This is a genomic window from Oceanobacillus oncorhynchi, assembly GCF_000821065.1.
GTDB classification, from domain to species: Bacteria; Bacillota; Bacilli; order Bacillales; family Amphibacillaceae; genus Oceanobacillus; species Oceanobacillus oncorhynchi.
In genome coordinates this window covers 3,403,142-3,419,735 of the sequence record NZ_CDGG01000001.1, presented here as the reverse complement: position 1 = coordinate 3,419,735, position 16,594 = coordinate 3,403,142, and the positions used below count along the sequence as shown (strand labels likewise).

Below are 16,594 nucleotides of genomic sequence, written 5' to 3'. Positions count from 1 at the left end.
GCTTGTTCTAAAGATAATGGTGAAGGAAAGCAAGAAAATGTTCAACCTCAAGCTGTAAGCTGTGATGCAGATAAGCCTATTGCTAAAATGGGTTATATTACAAATACTCCGTTTGAAGAAATGCAAGATTAAAGAAAATTATCAGGAGATTGGTATGCCGTAGTCACTGCATTTGGCTTTTGCTATACTCGGTGCTGCTTATGCGTATGCCATGACGAAATAATGATTAAAAACAGTAACTAGCGAAAAAAAAATACGGAGACTCCTGCGGGAGAGCGTAGTGTTTTCCTGCAGCGGTAATTATTAATTTCAATTTGTATAAACATCACATTTGTACTATTTTATTTCGGGGAATTTAATCTTCATATCTTCCTTTTACCATTTTCGTAAGTAAAGCAGCATCCCAAAAGAACAAAGAAAAGCAAAACGAAGCTATCTGTTAAGACAGAGAAGCCCACAGTCCATCTTAAAGTTACTGCTATCACTATAAAAGTCAAAGAAAGGATAATCTGTTTTAATTTAAAATTCACTGGGGCCACTCCCCTATCTTATGAATCAGCATCTTGCATTGCATGAATCCACTTAGGAATGATTTAAGTGATGAAATACTTCTTCTTTATCTTTAAATGGTGTTACCTGCTCTAAACCTTCCACAGAATCATCCAGATACAAATCTTTTTCAAACCAATCTACCGATGTCACCTGATCTGTCCGATATAAATATAGGTTATTTTCTACATAGCTTTCGTTGCTGTTTACTACAAGATATTGTATCTTTCCTACTTCTGTTAAAATAATATTATCGACGAGTCCAATTTTACCGTCTGTTGCATGTGCTTTAAATTCCATAAACTCTTCTATGCTTCTCAGGTTATCAGTTGCATTTTCAGGTGCAGCTAAATCCGGTTCCGGCGGTACACTGGCATCCTCCAGCTGTCCGTTTCCAGTTGCTACCGGACCGTGATCAGAATCTAACACCGCGTTTTCCTTATAGCTGTTCCACCCGAAATAATCCAATACCACTTCTTGATAGGAAGAAACGAAATCTTTATCTTCAGGCACCTCAGGACTCTCTCGAATCGTTTCCTTATCCCTGTCTACCTTAAGATAACCTTCCTCCAGATTAATTTCTTCCTGTACATGGAAAGGAAGCATTACTTTCTTACCCGGAAGCCACTTTCTTGTATCGACAACAATAAATCGCAGCTCCCAATCATCATTGAAATATAAATCTTTTACCTTTCCTATTTCTCCATCTGTTGCATGAATAGTTAAATTCGTTAATGTTGAACCTAGAAACATGACAACACCTCCAAAAAGGGTTTATCCTGGAAATCGCCCTTAAACTCCGCTCTAACGCCTCTATTATAAAGAATGAAAATGCATAATACAGACGGAAGATCAAGCGGGCTGAATTCCTGAATCATTTTATTATCTAATACCCTTTCAGCAAGGTGTTAAACAAATCTATTATAATTGTTAATTATTTGTAAAATAACTTATTGGCACATAAAGACCGACACGTCCATGCTCTTCATGATTTAACGTTGCGAAAATAACTCCAATAACATTGCCTTCCTGATTTATAACAGGACTGCCGCTATTCCCCCGGTAAACGGGGGCCTGGATCATCATGACTTCCTTTTCCCAGCCGGAAAGCTGCAGCGGACCTAATATCGTGCCCTCATTGGCAATTCCGTTAAAAAATAAAGGGTTGCCTATAAAACGGATATCGTCTTCATATTCGACGGGTGCTGTTTCATCTAATGTTAAATAAGGAAGGCCATTCCCCTCAACTTCCACAACTGCTAAATCTATCTCCGGCATTTCTTCCACTACTTCTCCTTGAAATAGGCCTTCTTCCGGAAAAGCAACCGTTATCGTCTGCTCATCCTCAATCACATGATAATTTGTTAAAATTGTGCCATCATCGGAGACAGCAAAACCGGTGCCTCTTCCATCATTTGTTTCAATAACCACGACAGCTTCCTTGGATGCTGCTATCTGTTCCTCCTGCGATAACCGGCTGGACGCTTGAAGGAAATCTACAGCAGGAACCGAAATTACTTTCGGGAATAAGGAAAGTACATATAACGTCATCGCAAAGGCTATCAGGATGGCTAATACTTTCGGAAAACGGCGCTTCGGTTTAGGCTCTTCTTCTGCGCGGGCTCTTTCCCACGCTTCTGCTTTTGCTTGCGTAACCAGCTCCTGCATTTCTTCCTCATCAATATCTTCTATTAAATCTTCGTCCATTGATTTTTTGAACTTGTCATTTTCCTCTTCTTCGTTCAACGTCCGGCCTCCTTTCTCTGCTTAGTGGATCACTTTCATTTTATTTTAATAGAAGGAGCCCTGCTTTTCTATTAAAACAGCGTATCTCCCCTGCAGTTTAGGCGGAGATACGCTTTCTTCTTCCTTACTCAACTTTCGCACATTAAAAAGTAACTTCATTTCTATAGAAACAGGGGTTGATCGTGCCTTCGATAACTCCCTTGACAAAAAATAAAAGGTGAAGTGTAAAGCACCACTGCGGCGGACCATTTTGCTTTCCGACGTACAAATGTTTTCGATGGGGTGAGTAATCGCAACCCCAGAACGTTGCGACATTAGTCTGCCTAGGGGCACGCTCTTCAGCTAACTTTTGCCAAGAAGAGCACTTGGCAAAAGTGGATCTTCAGATGGTGCTGATCCCTCAGGAGTCAAAACGGTCCGCCTCCGCTAGTAGGTATTCTATACGTGAAAAACAACTTACCAAACAGAAGTTTGAACCGAGAGAACATGTTTTTCATGCTGTATGGTAATGAAGAACATGTTCACCCTGGAATAGCAAGATATATTTGCTTATTCTTAGGTGCGAAAGTTGAGTTACTTATATTAACTAATTATTATACTTAAACACTTACCTTCAAAGAACCTTGCTGCATTTGATACATTTGATAATACGTTCCACGTTCTGCAATCAGAGTATCATGATTCCCCTGTTCGATAAGTCTTCCTTTATCCAGAACAATAATTTGATCAGCCTGCTGGATAGTAGACAAGCGGTGAGCGATAACAAGTGTCGTTCTTCCTTGCTTCAGTACCTCCAGTGCATGCTGAATCAGCAGCTCTGTTTCCGTATCAATATTTGCTGTAGCTTCATCTAAGATAAGAATCGATGGGTCAAAGGCAAGCGCCCGTGCAAAGGAAATTAATTGCCGTTCTCCTAATGAATAGGTAGATCCGTTTTCCGTCACTTCTTCATCATAACCGTTTGGAAGCTTTTCAATGAATCGGTCTGCCCCGACCGCTTTCAAGGCAGCAATCGCTGTTTCTCTCGTTATTTTTTCATCCTGCATCGTGACATTGCTCAAAATCGTACCCGAAAATAGAAATGGATCTTGAAGCACAATCCCCATATGACTGCGAATCTGCTGTCTGGACAAGGAGAATGTATCCATCCCATCGATGGTAATCCTTCCTTTTTGCGGATCATAAAAACGAAATAATAAATTCATAATCGAGCTTTTGCCAGAGCCTGTATGCCCTACAAAAGCAGCGGTTTGCCCCGCGCCTACATGAAAGGAAATATCTTTCAAGATATAATCGTCCTTTTGATAAGCAAAGGATACATGGTCAAAAGAAATCGTTCCTCTGTATTTATCGATTGCCCGGTTATCCGTTTCTTCCGCAGGCTGGTCTAACAGCTCAAATACACGGCTGCCTGCTACTCTTGCCTGTTCAATTAATGGAAGCTGATTCACGATATCTGTTACTGGCTCAAACAAGCGGTTAATATAATCGACAAAAGCATACAGAACACCAATTGATATCATACTTGCCATATCAAAAGAAGAAGCTCCAAAATACCAGATAAACCCGACAAAGGTGATGTTACGAAATACAGTCACTAAATTATAAGAGGTTAGCGCGCTTAAGCGGATTAATTTCTTTTGGAATGTATAATTGCGATGATTTAATTCTTCAAAATCCGCTTTCATTGCTTTTTCTCTGTTAAAAGCTTGAATAATCGGCATACCTTGAATCGCTTCGTTGATGTTACCGTTAATTTGACTAATCGTTTTCCGGATCACCTGATTATATTTACCGCCAAAATACTTATAACAACGCATCCAGCCATATAATAATGGAATCACAAGCAGGCAAAGTGCTGCGAGCTGCGGATCCAAAATAAATAAGGCAACAAAGATTCCTGCCATATAAACCAGGCTGGCGACTACAATCGACAGGACGCGTTCATATAAATCGCGAATCGCTTCTGTATCATTGGTGATTCTTGCAACAATGGTTCCCGCCGGCTGGTCGATATAATAATTAATCGGCAGCCGCTCCGTATGCGCAAATAAATCTGTCCGCATCCGCTTGACAATCTGATTTGCAGACTTTTGTAATAAAAAGGTTTGATAAAATTGAAAAACACCTGCAATAATCAATAAAACCATATATAATACCAGCAAACCGATGATTGGTGTCTTCTCCGGCTCGAAGAACGGATATGCTTCTTGAACAGATAACTGTTCCCCTTCCGCTCGAACAATATCATTATTCAAGGTAATCGTCAGCTCTCCATTATTCATCTCCCGTTCTCCTGTCAGAGGAAGCTCACCTTCAAAAACATAATAAGAAATTCCGATTTGTAATAAGGTGTAGGTAGCCCCTGTGGGGGTATCTTCGTTTTCCACGCGGTCCGATCGTTTTAACAGCTGTTCGTTATAAGGAGCTGTTGTATCATCTGCTGTTTCTACAGCTTCCCAATATCCTTCGACACCGAGAATATGATTATCGATGACCCGTTTAGCAATCAATGGTCCAGCTAATTCCAAAGCAACTGCTATCATTAAACAGACAAGACCTAAAATAATCCCTTTTTTATATTTTAAGGCGTATTGAAATAACCGCCTTTCCGTACTCTTCATCTTTCCACCTCCCTAGTCTCCCATCTGCTGCTGAACATATTGTTTGTAATACCATCCTTTTTCCCCCATCAATTGCTCATGGGTGCCCTCTTCCGCTATTTCGCCATCCTCCAAAACGATAATATGGTCTGCATGCGTTACTGCAGAGAGGCGATGCGCAGCTATAAATGTTGTTTTATTTTTTCGTTCCTCTTTCAGATGAGCAATAATAGCTGCCTCTGTTTTACCGTCAACTGCTGATAGCGAATCATCTAAAATAAGAATCTCCGGATTTTTAATAAAGGCACGTGCCAAAGCCACACGCTGCTTTTGACCCCCGGATAATGTAATTCCGCTTTCACCGACCTGGGTGTCTAACCCTTCAGGCAGCTGCAGAATGTCACTTGCGAAATACGCCAGCTCAAGTGCCCGGAATATTTCTTCATCGGTCGCAGCTTCTTTGCCAAATTGAATATTTTCCCGAATGGATTTGGAGAACATCATTTGATCCTGAGGAACATACCCTATCCATTCACGTAGCTGCTTTAACGGGAGACTTTCTATTTCCTCTCCAGAAATCACTATCTTTCCTTGTACATCCGGATACTGTCTCAGCAATAATTTAAACAGCGTTGTTTTCCCTGCTCCTGTTTTCCCGACAGCTCCAATCGTATCTCCAACCCGCACCTTAAAAGAAACTGCTTTTAAAGCCTTCTCTGCCGTATTTGGATAGGCAAAGGATACGTTATGAAATTGAAGCTCTTTCACCGCTTCAACTTGCTTCAGCTCCCTGACATCCCGCACATCAGGCGGGTAGGACAATGTCTGGTTCACCCGGTCTAAGGAGGCATTTCCCCGCTGGAGAATATTGATTAGCTCACCAACTGCGAACATTGGCCAAATCAGCATCCCCAAGTAAACATTAAAAGTCACTAAATCTCCTAAAGTTAACCTGTTTTCAAAGACAAGCATTGCTCCGTAGCCAATTCCGATTGTATAAGACAAGCCGACCAGAATTTTCATTGTCGGTTCAAATAACGCATCGATTTGGGCAACTTCCATATTTTTGTCATACACATCTTTTGTCATATTCTCAAACCGTGTTTTTTCCTGTTCTTCCTGGACAAAAGCACGAATTGCACGAACACCGCGAATGGATTCTAAAACACTGTTATTCATTTCCCCAAAAGCATCCTGTGCCTTGGTAAAACGACGATGTATCGCGCTTCCGTAAAAATTCATCATAACAGCCATAATGGGTAATGGAAGCAAAGCTGCAAAAGTCAGCGGCCAGCTGATGGTCAGCCCCATTACCGCAATAATCATCAGCATAAATATACTGGAATCAACCAATGTCAGGACACCAAAACCAGCTGTCAGACTGATTGCTTTTAAATCATTGGTCGATCTTGCCATTAAATCTCCTGTACGGTATTTCCCAAAAAACGTTGGAGACATCGATAAAAAATGATCCATCAGCTTGCTTCGCATCCATCGTTCTAAAATAACCGCTCCGCCAAAAAGCGTATAATCCCATAAAAATGAAATAATATAATGGACAATCAGCAGTACAATGTAACCTGTAATAACTGCCGTCAGAATTTGTACCGTCAATGTTTCAAATTGGATATGGTCGATAATATATCCGACTAATTTTGGAGGAATCAATCCAACTGCACTTGCCAAAATTAAAGCGATAATAGCGAACGTATATCGTTTCCAGTAATGCGCAAAAAACCAGCTTAATTTCTTAAATACGGCAAACATCCTTTCACCTGCTTTCTATACCAAGTTTTGCATTCTAAATTCATTTTCTGTTGAAATCCTCCCCGTAAAACGACCTGGAAGTTTCCTCCCTGCTTCAATTATTAAGAAAACACGTCAATTCCACATAGTAAACGGCAGCCAGGTCGCCTCTCCTTATTCACACCCCATTTTCTGGTTGAAAAATGCATCAAAAAAAGCGCACGCCATCTGTCGGCATACGCTTATAATAATCATCCTGCTTATTCCATTATCAGCCGGCCACACGGAAACCTGCGACCATACAAACACTTCTCCCTAAAAAAATTAAGAGAAAGCAAACCCGTTTACTGGAGGCCACAAAATTGTATTCTGTTGTATTTGATTTGATTGGTTGATTTGATACTGTAAATTCATCATTTTGTGATTCCCTCCTTTTTTATTTATTTGAAAATTGAATACCTTTTTATTATATATTCCTACAATTCCCAAGTCAATTGTTTTTTTAATTTTAATAAAATTATATTATTTGAAAGCATTTTTTTATATGTTTCTCACGATTTTTTTCACCCTATTTATTTTCATATAATAAATTCCGTGCTATTATTTTTATTTAAGGGAGATGAGAGATATGAATTTAGATCAACTTTTAGATTTCAACGAAAAATTTGTAGACAGCAAAGATTACGAAGCTTATACAACGGACAAGTTCCCGAATAAACGCATGGTTATTTTTACTTGCATGGACACACGTTTAGTGGAACTGCTTCCCAGAGCACTGAATATCCGGAACGGTGATGTGAAAATGGTGAAAAATGCCGGAGCTATTATCCGGAAGCCATTTGACAGTATTATGAAAAGCTTATTAGTGGCTATTTACAGCTTAAAAGCAGAGGAAGTTGTTGTTATCGGTCATCATGGCTGCGGAATGTCCAATGTAGATACAGAAGCGCTACAACAAACTATGCTTGACCGCGGTATATCGGAAGACACGTTACATACCCTGGAGCATTCTGGTATTAACCTTCATAAAGAATTCCATGGTTTCGAGAAAATTGAGGACTCTGTGACTCAAAGTGTAGGAATTATTCGCAATCACCCGCTTCTTCCTAAGGAAGTGAAGGTTCACGGGCTTGTTATTGACCCGGAAACTGGAAAATTAGACGTCGTTTCCAGAGAAGACTAAAATAATACAAAGAAAGGGCCCGCTCATTTTATGAAGCAGGCCCTTTTTAAACATTAAAAATGCTATTAGCTTATTTCTTTTGAATCGATTGAATAATTTCAATAACTTTATCTCTTGATTCTTCACTCTTATATTTTTTCATTTCATCCAGCATGACTGGCGCAGCTTTTTTTAGTGCAGCCGCTTCTTGAATCAGCTTTTCTGTTGTTAACGTCTCCTCTTCAACAACCTTCGCATATTTCTTTTCTTTAAAAGAATTTGCATTAATAATCTGATCTCCCCTGCTTGCCCCGCGAGAAAGCGGGATTAACAGCATCGGCTTTCGCAAAGCTAAAAATTCAAAAATCGCATTGGAGCCGGCACGGGATACAACAAAATCCGTAGCCGCGAAAATATCTTTTAGTTCCTCATGTACGTATTCAAATTGCGCATATCCTGGAACATGAAGAGCTGAATCTACTTTTCCGCTTCCGCAAATATGAATAATTTCAAAATGCGTCAGTAAATCATCCAACGCCTCACGGATCGTTGAATTAATTTTTTCCGATCCGCCGCTTCCCCCCATAACCAAAAGCACGGGTTTTTCTCCTGAAAGCTGGGCAAATGCTAACCCTGCCTTTTTATCACCTGTAAATAATTCATCCCGAATCACCGCTCCAACATAAGCAGCCTTCTTCTCCGGAAGATATTGCATGGTCTCCGGGAATGTCGCCAATACTTTTTTGGTAAATGGAATAGAAAGCTTATTTGCAAGTCCCGGTGTGAAATCAGATTCGTGAATCACTGAGGGGATGCCTCTTAATTTTGCTGCTGCAACTACCGGGACAGAGACAAATCCGCCTTTTGAAAAAACAACAGATGGCTTTCTTTTTCCTAAAATACGGAAAGCCTGCATCGTTCCCTTTAATACCTTAAACGGATCTTTAAAGTTTTCTTTGGACATATAGCGGCGCAGTTTCCCGGTAGATACCGGATGATAGGTCACGCCTTCTAATTTTTCAATCAAGTTCCGTTCGATTCCTTCATAAGAACCGATATAATCTACTTCATAACCCTGCTCCTGATAATATGGTATAAGTGCTAAATTAACAATGACATGGCCGGCAGTTCCGCCGCCAGTAAATAAAATACGTTTTTTATTTCTTTTTTCCATGGATCAATTCATCCTTTCCCAGATTATTATATCAGCGTATAATGGGCAATGCACCTATTAAATGTAATGAAAAACCGAATTACGAAATGTCAGGAAGATGAATGATGTACGAAACAACGAATCGAAGACAAAAAATCAAACTTTTTATTATCATTATGCTGCCAATCCTTGTGACCCAAGTCAGTATGAATCTGATGAATTTTTTTGATACGGTCATGTCCGGCCAAGCCAGCGCCGTTGATTTAGCAGGGGTTGCAATCGGATCCAGCCTTTGGATACCAATTTTAACAGCTGTAAATGGGATTGTTCTCGCAATAACTCCAATTATCTCTCAACTTATTGGCGCCAAAGAGAAAAAAGATATTCCGCAGGTTATTCAGCAGGGTATTTATTTATCTGTCGGTTTATCCTTCATTATTCTCATTGCCGGTTTTTTTGTTTTAGAACCTGTATTACAGCTGATGAGCCTGGAACCGGATGTACATCATGTGGCGAAATATTATTTAATTTTTCTTGCTGCGGGTATTATGCCATTATTTATTTTTCACACAGTCCGAAGCTTTATGGATGGGCTTGGACAGACGAGAGCTTCTATGATTATTATTTTAATTTCTCTGCCAATCAATGCCTTTTTGAACTATATCTTTATTTTTGGCAAACTGGGAATACCGGCATTTGGCGGCATCGGCGCTGGAATTGCAACGAGTATTACCTATTGGATAGTCAGTATCATTTCTTTATATATGATACATAAGGTTGCTCCATTTACATCGTATCAAGTCTTTCAGGTACGCTTTAAACCACAGATTTCCTATTGGCTCAGTCAATTAAAAATTGGTCTGCCAATCGGAATGGCAATGTTTTTTGAAACAAGTATTTTTTCTGTGGTAACGATGATGATGAGTGTGTATGATACAAATACAATTGCAGCCCACCAGGCAGCAATGAACTTTGCCGGATTATTATACATGCTGCCGTTAAGCGTCGGAATGGCGCTTACTATTGCAGTCGGGTTTGAAATAGGAGCGAAACGTTTTCAGGATGCACGAACCTATACGTATCTTGGAATTACAGGCGGGATGATTATTGCTCTATTTATCGGCATTATTTTGTTTGTATTCGATGATGCCGTTGCAGCGCTATACCATAATAACCCAGAAGTGATTGCCTTAACAAAACAATTTATTCTGTTTGCGATATTTTATCAGCTTGCAGATGCCATCGGGGCTCCTATCCAAGGAGCTTTAAGAGGATATAAGGATGTGAACGTCACCCTTATTCTCGCATTAATTTCTTATTGGCTTATCGGCTTGCCGGTTGGATTTTTATTTGCCAAATATACCAATTTTGATGCCTTTGGCTACTGGATTGGAATTATTGTCGGTTTAAGTGCAGGCGCAATTGCTCTGCTGCTCCGACTATTACACATTCAGCGTAAAGCAAAGCGCGGTTGAAAATGTTTTAATAAGAATTATAAAAAGCACCATGAATCATTTTGATTGATTCATGGTGCTTTGATGTTATTCCTACAAGAATAGTCCAACGATGGTTGCTGAAAGAATAGATACCAGTATAGACCCTGCCAAAAGCTTCATTCCAAATTTAGAAACAATGACAGCTTTGGCATTATCAATCCCTTTTACAGTACCTGCGATAATACCGATAGAAGAGAAGTTAGCAAAGCTTGTTAAGAATACTGTTACAATACCAACTGTTTTTTCAGAAAGCTGATCCAGCAATGGTTGTAATTCCAGCATTGCTACAAATTCATTTGTTACAATTTTTGTACCCATAATCGATCCAGCTTGAACAACTTCACCTGGCGCAATTCCCATTAGTACGCCTAGTGGAGAAATAATATAACCAAGAATTTCCTGCAGGGTAATTCCAGCGAAAACAGCTTGGATAATCCAGTTAACCAGTTCTAATGAGGCAATAAAAGCAATTAACATTGCAGCAACAATCAGTGCAATTTTCCCGCCTTCTAATGCACCATTTCCCATTGCTTCGAAAATACTTTTATCCTGACTGACGTCCGAGATATCCACTTTGTCTTCTTCCTTTGGAACGTTTACAGGGGCAATGATTGAAGCGATCATCAAGCAGCTGAACATATTCAACGGCAAAGCAACCAAAACATATTCTGGAGGCAGCATTTGAATATACGCCCCCACGATAGAAGCTGATACAGAACTCATTGCCGAGGCACAGACAATAAATAAACGATTTTCATTTAAATGGTGAAATTGCGAGCGTATTGCAATCAATGCCTCAGATTGACCGAAGAAAACACTATTTACACCATTAAATGATTCAATTCGAGGTAATCCTGTTATTTTGGAAATAACAGCTCCAATATACTTAATAATTATTGGAAGAACTTTTAAATAAGTAAGAACGGAGAGAATGGTTGCAAAAAAGATAATTAAGAGAAGCACATTGAAGAAGAATACGCCGCCCTCTGCCAACTCAAATCCACCTAACACAAATCCAATACCTTCTTGTCCGAACTCAATTAACTTATTGAATAAGTTTGAAATCCACCTGATAATGTCTTCACCAATTGGCGTGGAAAACATAAACCATGTAATAAGCAATTGTATAACTAACATAATACCAATGGCATAGAAGTTGATTCTTTTCTTATCATTCGACATTAAAAATGCTAGGCCGAGTGTAATGATAACTGCCAAAATCCCCAACAAAATGTCCATATTACCGCCTCCTCCACATTATTTCCTGTAAACGCTTTATCATATATAATAAAAAATTTACAGGAAAAGTTTCAAATCTACATATTAAAACAATACAAAACATTGCAATCCCTAAAAAAATAAATGTAATTATTTAATTAAGAACTCCCATTCAATTACTATCATATTAGTAATTGAAAATAATTTCAATGCTTGGAAAAGAGAATTAATAATTAAAAAAATTAGAAATAAATTGTAATATTTAGGATAAATACTCTATTTGTGTCATGTTAAATAAATCATATAATTAGATATTTACTGAAGAGGCTAATTTTACTTTCTTGACATATAAGAAAAAAACAAGAACACCACTTGATTTTTAAAACTTCGGTGTTCTTGCCAAAAAGATTTCCGATGCGACTCTTTTCGATGGGACGAGTAATCGCATTCCCAGTCCCAGTCCCAACCCCGACCTCAGAACGAGAGCCCTTTCTTACTCTTATAAAAAAAGTCTTGATATCAGCTCATATCAAGACTTTTACATTTTTAACCTTCTAGCAATAAATCATATGGATCTTCAAGCATTTCCTTGATTCGAACTAAGAATTGAACGGCTTCTTTTCCATCTACAATACGGTGATCATAGGATAATGCAATATACATCATCGGACGCACTTCAATGGAATCATCCGGCATAGCGATTGGGCGCTTAATGATGTTATGCATTCCCAAAATACCAACCTGCGGCGCATTTAAAATTGGTGTAGACATCATAGAACCAAATGTACCGCCATTTGTAATTGTAAAGGAACCGCCTTGCAAGTCATTTAAGGACAATTTATTGTCACGTGCTTTCGTACCTAAATCAACGATATCCTGCTCAATTCCTGCAAAGTCCTTGCGATCTGCGTCACGAACAACCGGAACAACAAGACCATCATCTGTAGAAACGGCAATACCGATATCATAGAATTTTTTAATGACTAATTCATTGCCTTGGATTTCTGCATTCAGAAGCGGGAATTCTTTTAATGCTCCTACTACAGCTTTAGCAAAGAAAGACATAAACCCTAGCTTGACACCATTTTTCTCTAGGAATTTATCTTTTCGCTGCTTACGAAGCTCCATTACAGAAGTCATATCTACTTCATTAAATGTAGTTAACATAGCTGTATTATGCTGTACTTCTACAAGGTTTTTAGCAATTGTTTGGCGGCGGCGTGTCATTTTAACACGTTCTACCGGCTTATCAAACTCTGTTTTCTCTGATTTAGGCTCTTCTTTTTTCGCCGGCTTCGATGGCGCAGACTCTTTTTTAGGAGCATTATTATGAGCATTCACATCGTCTGGACGAACTCTGCCAAGCGGATCACGTGTTTGTACTTCACTTAAGTCAATACCCAGTTCGCGAGCGCGTTTTCTTGCTGCAGGAGAAGCAATCACATCACCATTACTTTGTTCAGGTGCAGCTTCCTGTTTAGGCTCTTCTTTAGGAGCTTCTTTAGGAGCTTCTTCATTTTTATCAGCTTCTTCTGTCTTACTTTCTTCCTTGCCGGAAGATGCACCCGCTTCGCCATTTTCATCTAATTTGCCGATGATATCTCCTACAGAAACATCCTCGCCCTCATTACTGGTAATTTCAGCGATAACACCAGAAAATTCTGAGTTGACTTCCACGTTTACTTTATCCGTCTCTAACTCTACAATTGCATCGCCTTTCTCTACTTTATCGCCTTCTTTTACAAGCCATTCTGCTATTGTTCCTTCTGTAATAGATTCCGCTAATTCAGGTATTTTAATTTCTTGCACTTTATTTTCCTCCTTCAAATTCGTTCAATGCCTGGTCAATAATATATTGATGCGCTGTTTTATGCACAGTAGGTATGCCTCCAGCTGGTGCTGCACGCTTCGGTCTGCTGATAACGTGTAATTCCTGATCCTCTTCAAGAAGCTCTCTTAAATAATCATCTACAAAATCCCATGAACCCATATTTTTTGGCTCTTCTTGCACCCAGACGATTTCTTTTAAGTTAGGAAGTTTTTGGATTTCTTCTTGAATTGCTTTTTTAGGGAACGGATAGATTTGCTCTACACGTAAGGCGCGAATCCAATCGCAGTTCGCTTCTGCTTCTTCCATTTCCCCTTCAATATCAATCATTATTTTACCGCTTCCCAATAACAGACGTGTCGCTTTTTTCGGATCTGTATCAAAGTATGGTTGTTCACGCAACGTTTTAAATCCACCGGTCGTAAACTCTTCCGCACTGGAAGCCATCTTATAATCTCTGATAAGACTGCTTTTCGGTGTCATCAGAATCAAAGGACGTGCCTCTGGACGGGAACGCATTGCTGCCTGACGACGAAGCAGATGGAATAACTGCGCTGAGGAAGTAACATTCGCTACGATCCAGTTATTCTCTGCAGCCATCTGTAAATAACGTTCTAAGCGGGCACTGGAATGCTCTGGCCCTTGTCCTTCATACCCATGAGGAAGCAGCAATACCATATTTGATTTTTCATCCCATTTCGCTCTCGCTGAAGCAATAAATTGGTCAATAATCACCTGACCCGCATTGGCAAAATCACCGAATTGTGCTTCCCAGATAACAAGTGTGCTTGGAGAATACACACTATAGCCATATTCAAAGCCTAAAACTCCTGTTTCTGATAGCGGACTGTTGCGAACATCAAAGGAGGCTTTGACATCTGACAATCCATGCATCGGACTATATTTTTCACCTGTATTCACATCATGCAGGACAACATGGCGATGCGCAAAGGTTCCTCTTTCTGTATCCTGACCTGTTAATCGAATTGGTGTGCCATCTTTTAATATAGAGGCAAATGCTAACGCTTCCCCGGTTCCCCAGTCAGCTTTGTTTCCTTCTTCTAATGCATCTTCTCTGCGCTTCAGAATTCTTTCGGTTTTCTTAAAGCCTTCAAAACCTTCCGGACGTTTTAGAAGTTCTTTATTGATTCCCTTTAAAGTCTCTAAATCTACTGCAGTTTCAAATTGATCTAATCTATTAGATAATACTTCCGGCATAGACTTCGGCTGCGGCTCACCTATTTCCGTTTCTGTCATGCCCTTGTAAATATCAGACAGTTTTGTATCAATCTCGTTTTTAATTTCGTCAAATCCGCCGGATTCCAATAGGTTTCTTTCTTCCATCGCACGTGCGAACAAGGTAGATACCGATGGATGATTATCGATTTCACTGTACAATTGCGGCTGTGTCGTTCTCGGCTCATCCATTTCATTATGTCCATAACGGCGATAACCTACTAAATCAATTAAAACATCTTTATGGAATTTTTTACGATACTCACAAGCTATTTTCACTGCAGAAATACAAGAAATCGGATCATCTGCACTGACCCGGATAATCGGAATTTCAAAACCTTTAGCCAAATCACTTGCATAGCGTGTAGAGCGTCCGTCTACGCGGTCTGTTGTATAACCAAGCTGGTTATTCGCAATCAGGTGAACAGTTCCGCCTGTTGTATACCCCGGCAATCCGCTTAAATTAAGCGTTTCTGCAACGACACCTTCCCCGATAAAGGCTGCATCCCCATGAATAATCAGCGGCATTGCTTTATTCGTATCTCTAACAGGATAACCGCTTACATCACGTTCATCCTGTGCCGCACGGGCAAATCCTTCCACAACCGGGTTGACAAATTCAAGGTGTGACGGATTATGCGCAAGTGTAATTTTTGTGTTTACTTTACTTCCATGGATAACTTCTTTTTCTGCTCCAAAATGATATTTTACGTCTCCGGTCCAGCCATAGTTAATTGCTTTAGAACCTTCTGACGGCATCAATTCCTTGTCTCTTGTATAATTAAACTCGGAAAAAATCTTATCATATGGCTTTTTCAATACATTCGCAAGCACAGCTAAACGTCCGCGGTGCGCCATTCCCATCATTACATGTTCAATGTTATCTTCGTTTGCATATTTTACGAGATAGTCGATCATCGGAACCATTGACTCTAAGCCTTCGATGGAAAAACGCTTTTGGCCGACAAATGTTTTATGAAGGAATTTTTCAAAACCCTCTACTTCATATAAACGCTTTAAAATATCCTTTCTGTCCTCTTGATCAGGATCAAATCTTGCATTTCCTTCTTCAATCAAATCAAACAGCCAGGTCCGCTCTTCATCATTATTGACATGGTCATACTCAAACGTAATAGTTCCTGTATAGTATTTCTTCAGCAGGTTAATAACATCCAAACCTGTTTGAACATCTTCTTTTTCCCGTTCCCAGATCCAGGAGGCCGGGATTTTTTTCAAATCTTCTTCTGTTAAATTGTAATGCTTTAAATCAAGCATTACGGACGGAGCACTTTTATAGCCGCCAACAGAATAAATATCCGCATCTGTATGACCGTAACGCCGAATAGCCTCAACAAGTTTGATTGCTGAGGTTAATTTCGTCACATCAAAATCTTCTGATATATTCCCATTGGAAGCTGTTTGTTCACTGATAGGAAAGACTACTTCTGCCCCTGTCATCCAAGCAGGCGCTCCATATGCATCAAACAATGCTTTAATAGAAGATTCCACTTGTTCTGGATCTTCTTTGTACAATTCATACTGTTGTTCTAAATACCCCGCATTTGGTCCGTGAAACTGTCCCCAAAATTTTTCTGCAGACTCTTCATTTCCTGGCACGACTGATACCCCCATTGAATTAACTAATCCGTTCGTGAAAACGGTTCAAATTATTAATAATCCTATTGATTTCTTTACACCAACTAATATACATGATTTTTAAGGAGGTTACAAGGAATCAGAACCGATTTATTGGGATAATTCGACATTTTCTATTCTTCCATAAAAATATATCAAAACAGTCCCTTTTTTATATTTTTCTAACAATTAATTCAGTGACTTTTGAACACATATTTTCCG

10 protein-coding genes are annotated in these 16,594 nt (G+C 39.5%); 2 read left to right on the top strand and 8 right to left on the bottom strand.

The genetic code is table 11. From position 1 onward, the window contains the following. Positions 1–582: 582 nt before the first annotated feature. The 4 genes from BN997_RS16305 to BN997_RS16290 all read right to left on the bottom strand — a co-directional run bounded on the left by BN997_RS16305 (position 583) and on the right by BN997_RS16290 (position 6,665). Positions 583–1,302, bottom strand: a complete 720-nt coding sequence (locus BN997_RS16305) for a PRC-barrel domain-containing protein (protein ID WP_042533776.1) — start codon at positions 1,300–1,302, stop codon at positions 583–585. A 177-nt stretch (positions 1,303–1,479) separates the two neighbouring features. Then, the gene (locus BN997_RS16300; protein ID WP_244882391.1) at positions 1,480–2,295 is read right to left on the bottom strand and encodes a S1 family peptidase; all 816 of its coding nucleotides are present in this window, start codon (positions 2,293–2,295) and stop codon (positions 1,480–1,482) included. 599 nt (positions 2,296–2,894) lie between these two features. Further along, entirely contained in the window at positions 2,895–4,919 is a 2,025-nt protein-coding gene (locus tag BN997_RS16295; protein ID WP_042533774.1) for an ABC transporter ATP-binding protein, read from the bottom strand. Positions 4,920–4,931: 12 nt separating this feature from the next. Next, positions 4,932–6,665: an ABC transporter ATP-binding protein gene (locus BN997_RS16290; RefSeq protein WP_042533772.1), complete on the bottom strand. Its 1,734-nt coding sequence runs from the start codon at positions 6,663–6,665 to the stop codon at positions 4,932–4,934. Positions 6,666–7,272: 607 nt separating this feature from the next. On the opposite strand from BN997_RS16290, the gene BN997_RS16285 reads away from it, so the two are divergent. After that, positions 7,273–7,827 carry a beta-class carbonic anhydrase gene (locus BN997_RS16285; RefSeq protein WP_042533770.1) on the top strand — a complete coding sequence of 185 codons (555 nt, stop codon included), beginning with the start codon at positions 7,273–7,275 and terminating at the stop codon, positions 7,825–7,827. Between the two features lie 70 nt (positions 7,828–7,897). On the opposite strand, the gene BN997_RS16280 is transcribed toward BN997_RS16285, so the two are convergent. Continuing rightward, positions 7,898–8,980: an undecaprenyldiphospho-muramoylpentapeptide beta-N-acetylglucosaminyltransferase gene (locus tag BN997_RS16280; protein ID WP_042533768.1), complete on the bottom strand. Its 1,083-nt coding sequence runs from the start codon at positions 8,978–8,980 to the stop codon at positions 7,898–7,900. 104 nt (positions 8,981–9,084) lie between these two features. On the opposite strand from BN997_RS16280, the gene BN997_RS16275 reads away from it, so the two are divergent. Beyond that, positions 9,085–10,434 carry an MATE family efflux transporter gene (locus BN997_RS16275; RefSeq protein ID WP_042533766.1) on the top strand — a complete coding sequence of 450 codons (1,350 nt, stop codon included), beginning with the start codon at positions 9,085–9,087 and terminating at the stop codon, positions 10,432–10,434. 72 nt (positions 10,435–10,506) lie between these two features. On the opposite strand, the gene BN997_RS16270 is transcribed toward BN997_RS16275, so the two are convergent. From BN997_RS16270 to BN997_RS16260, 3 genes are all read right to left on the bottom strand, one after another. Then, positions 10,507–11,694 carry a NupC/NupG family nucleoside CNT transporter gene (locus BN997_RS16270; RefSeq protein WP_042533764.1) on the bottom strand — a complete coding sequence of 396 codons (1,188 nt, stop codon included), beginning with the start codon at positions 11,692–11,694 and terminating at the stop codon, positions 10,507–10,509. A gap of 525 nt (positions 11,695–12,219) precedes the next feature. Continuing rightward, positions 12,220–13,482 (bottom strand): 2-oxoglutarate dehydrogenase complex dihydrolipoyllysine-residue succinyltransferase, encoded by a 1,263-nt coding sequence (gene odhB / locus BN997_RS16265; RefSeq protein ID WP_042533762.1) that lies wholly within the window; start codon positions 13,480–13,482, stop codon positions 12,220–12,222. A gap of 1 nt (position 13,483) precedes the next feature. Then, positions 13,484–16,354, bottom strand: a complete 2,871-nt coding sequence (locus BN997_RS16260) for a 2-oxoglutarate dehydrogenase E1 component (protein ID WP_139089118.1) — start codon at positions 16,352–16,354, stop codon at positions 13,484–13,486. Between the last annotated feature and the right edge of the window lie 240 nt (positions 16,355–16,594).

Coding starts and splice junctions, on each gene's coding strand:
- BN997_RS16295 (WP_042533774.1), bottom strand. CDS start 4,919: ATGAAGAGTACGGAAAGGCGGTTATTTCAATACGCCTTAAAATATAAA.
- BN997_RS16280 (WP_042533768.1), bottom strand. CDS start 8,980: ATGGAAAAAAGAAATAAAAAACGTATTTTATTTACTGGCGGCGGAACT.
- BN997_RS16290 (WP_042533772.1), bottom strand. CDS start 6,665: ATGTTTGCCGTATTTAAGAAATTAAGCTGGTTTTTTGCGCATTACTGG.
- BN997_RS16270 (WP_042533764.1), bottom strand. CDS start 11,694: ATGGACATTTTGTTGGGGATTTTGGCAGTTATCATTACACTCGGCCTA.
- BN997_RS16285 (WP_042533770.1), top strand. CDS start 7,273: ATGAATTTAGATCAACTTTTAGATTTCAACGAAAAATTTGTAGACAGC.
- BN997_RS16305 (WP_042533776.1), bottom strand. CDS start 1,302: ATGTTTCTAGGTTCAACATTAACGAATTTAACTATTCATGCAACAGAT.
- BN997_RS16275 (WP_042533766.1), top strand. CDS start 9,085: ATGTACGAAACAACGAATCGAAGACAAAAAATCAAACTTTTTATTATC.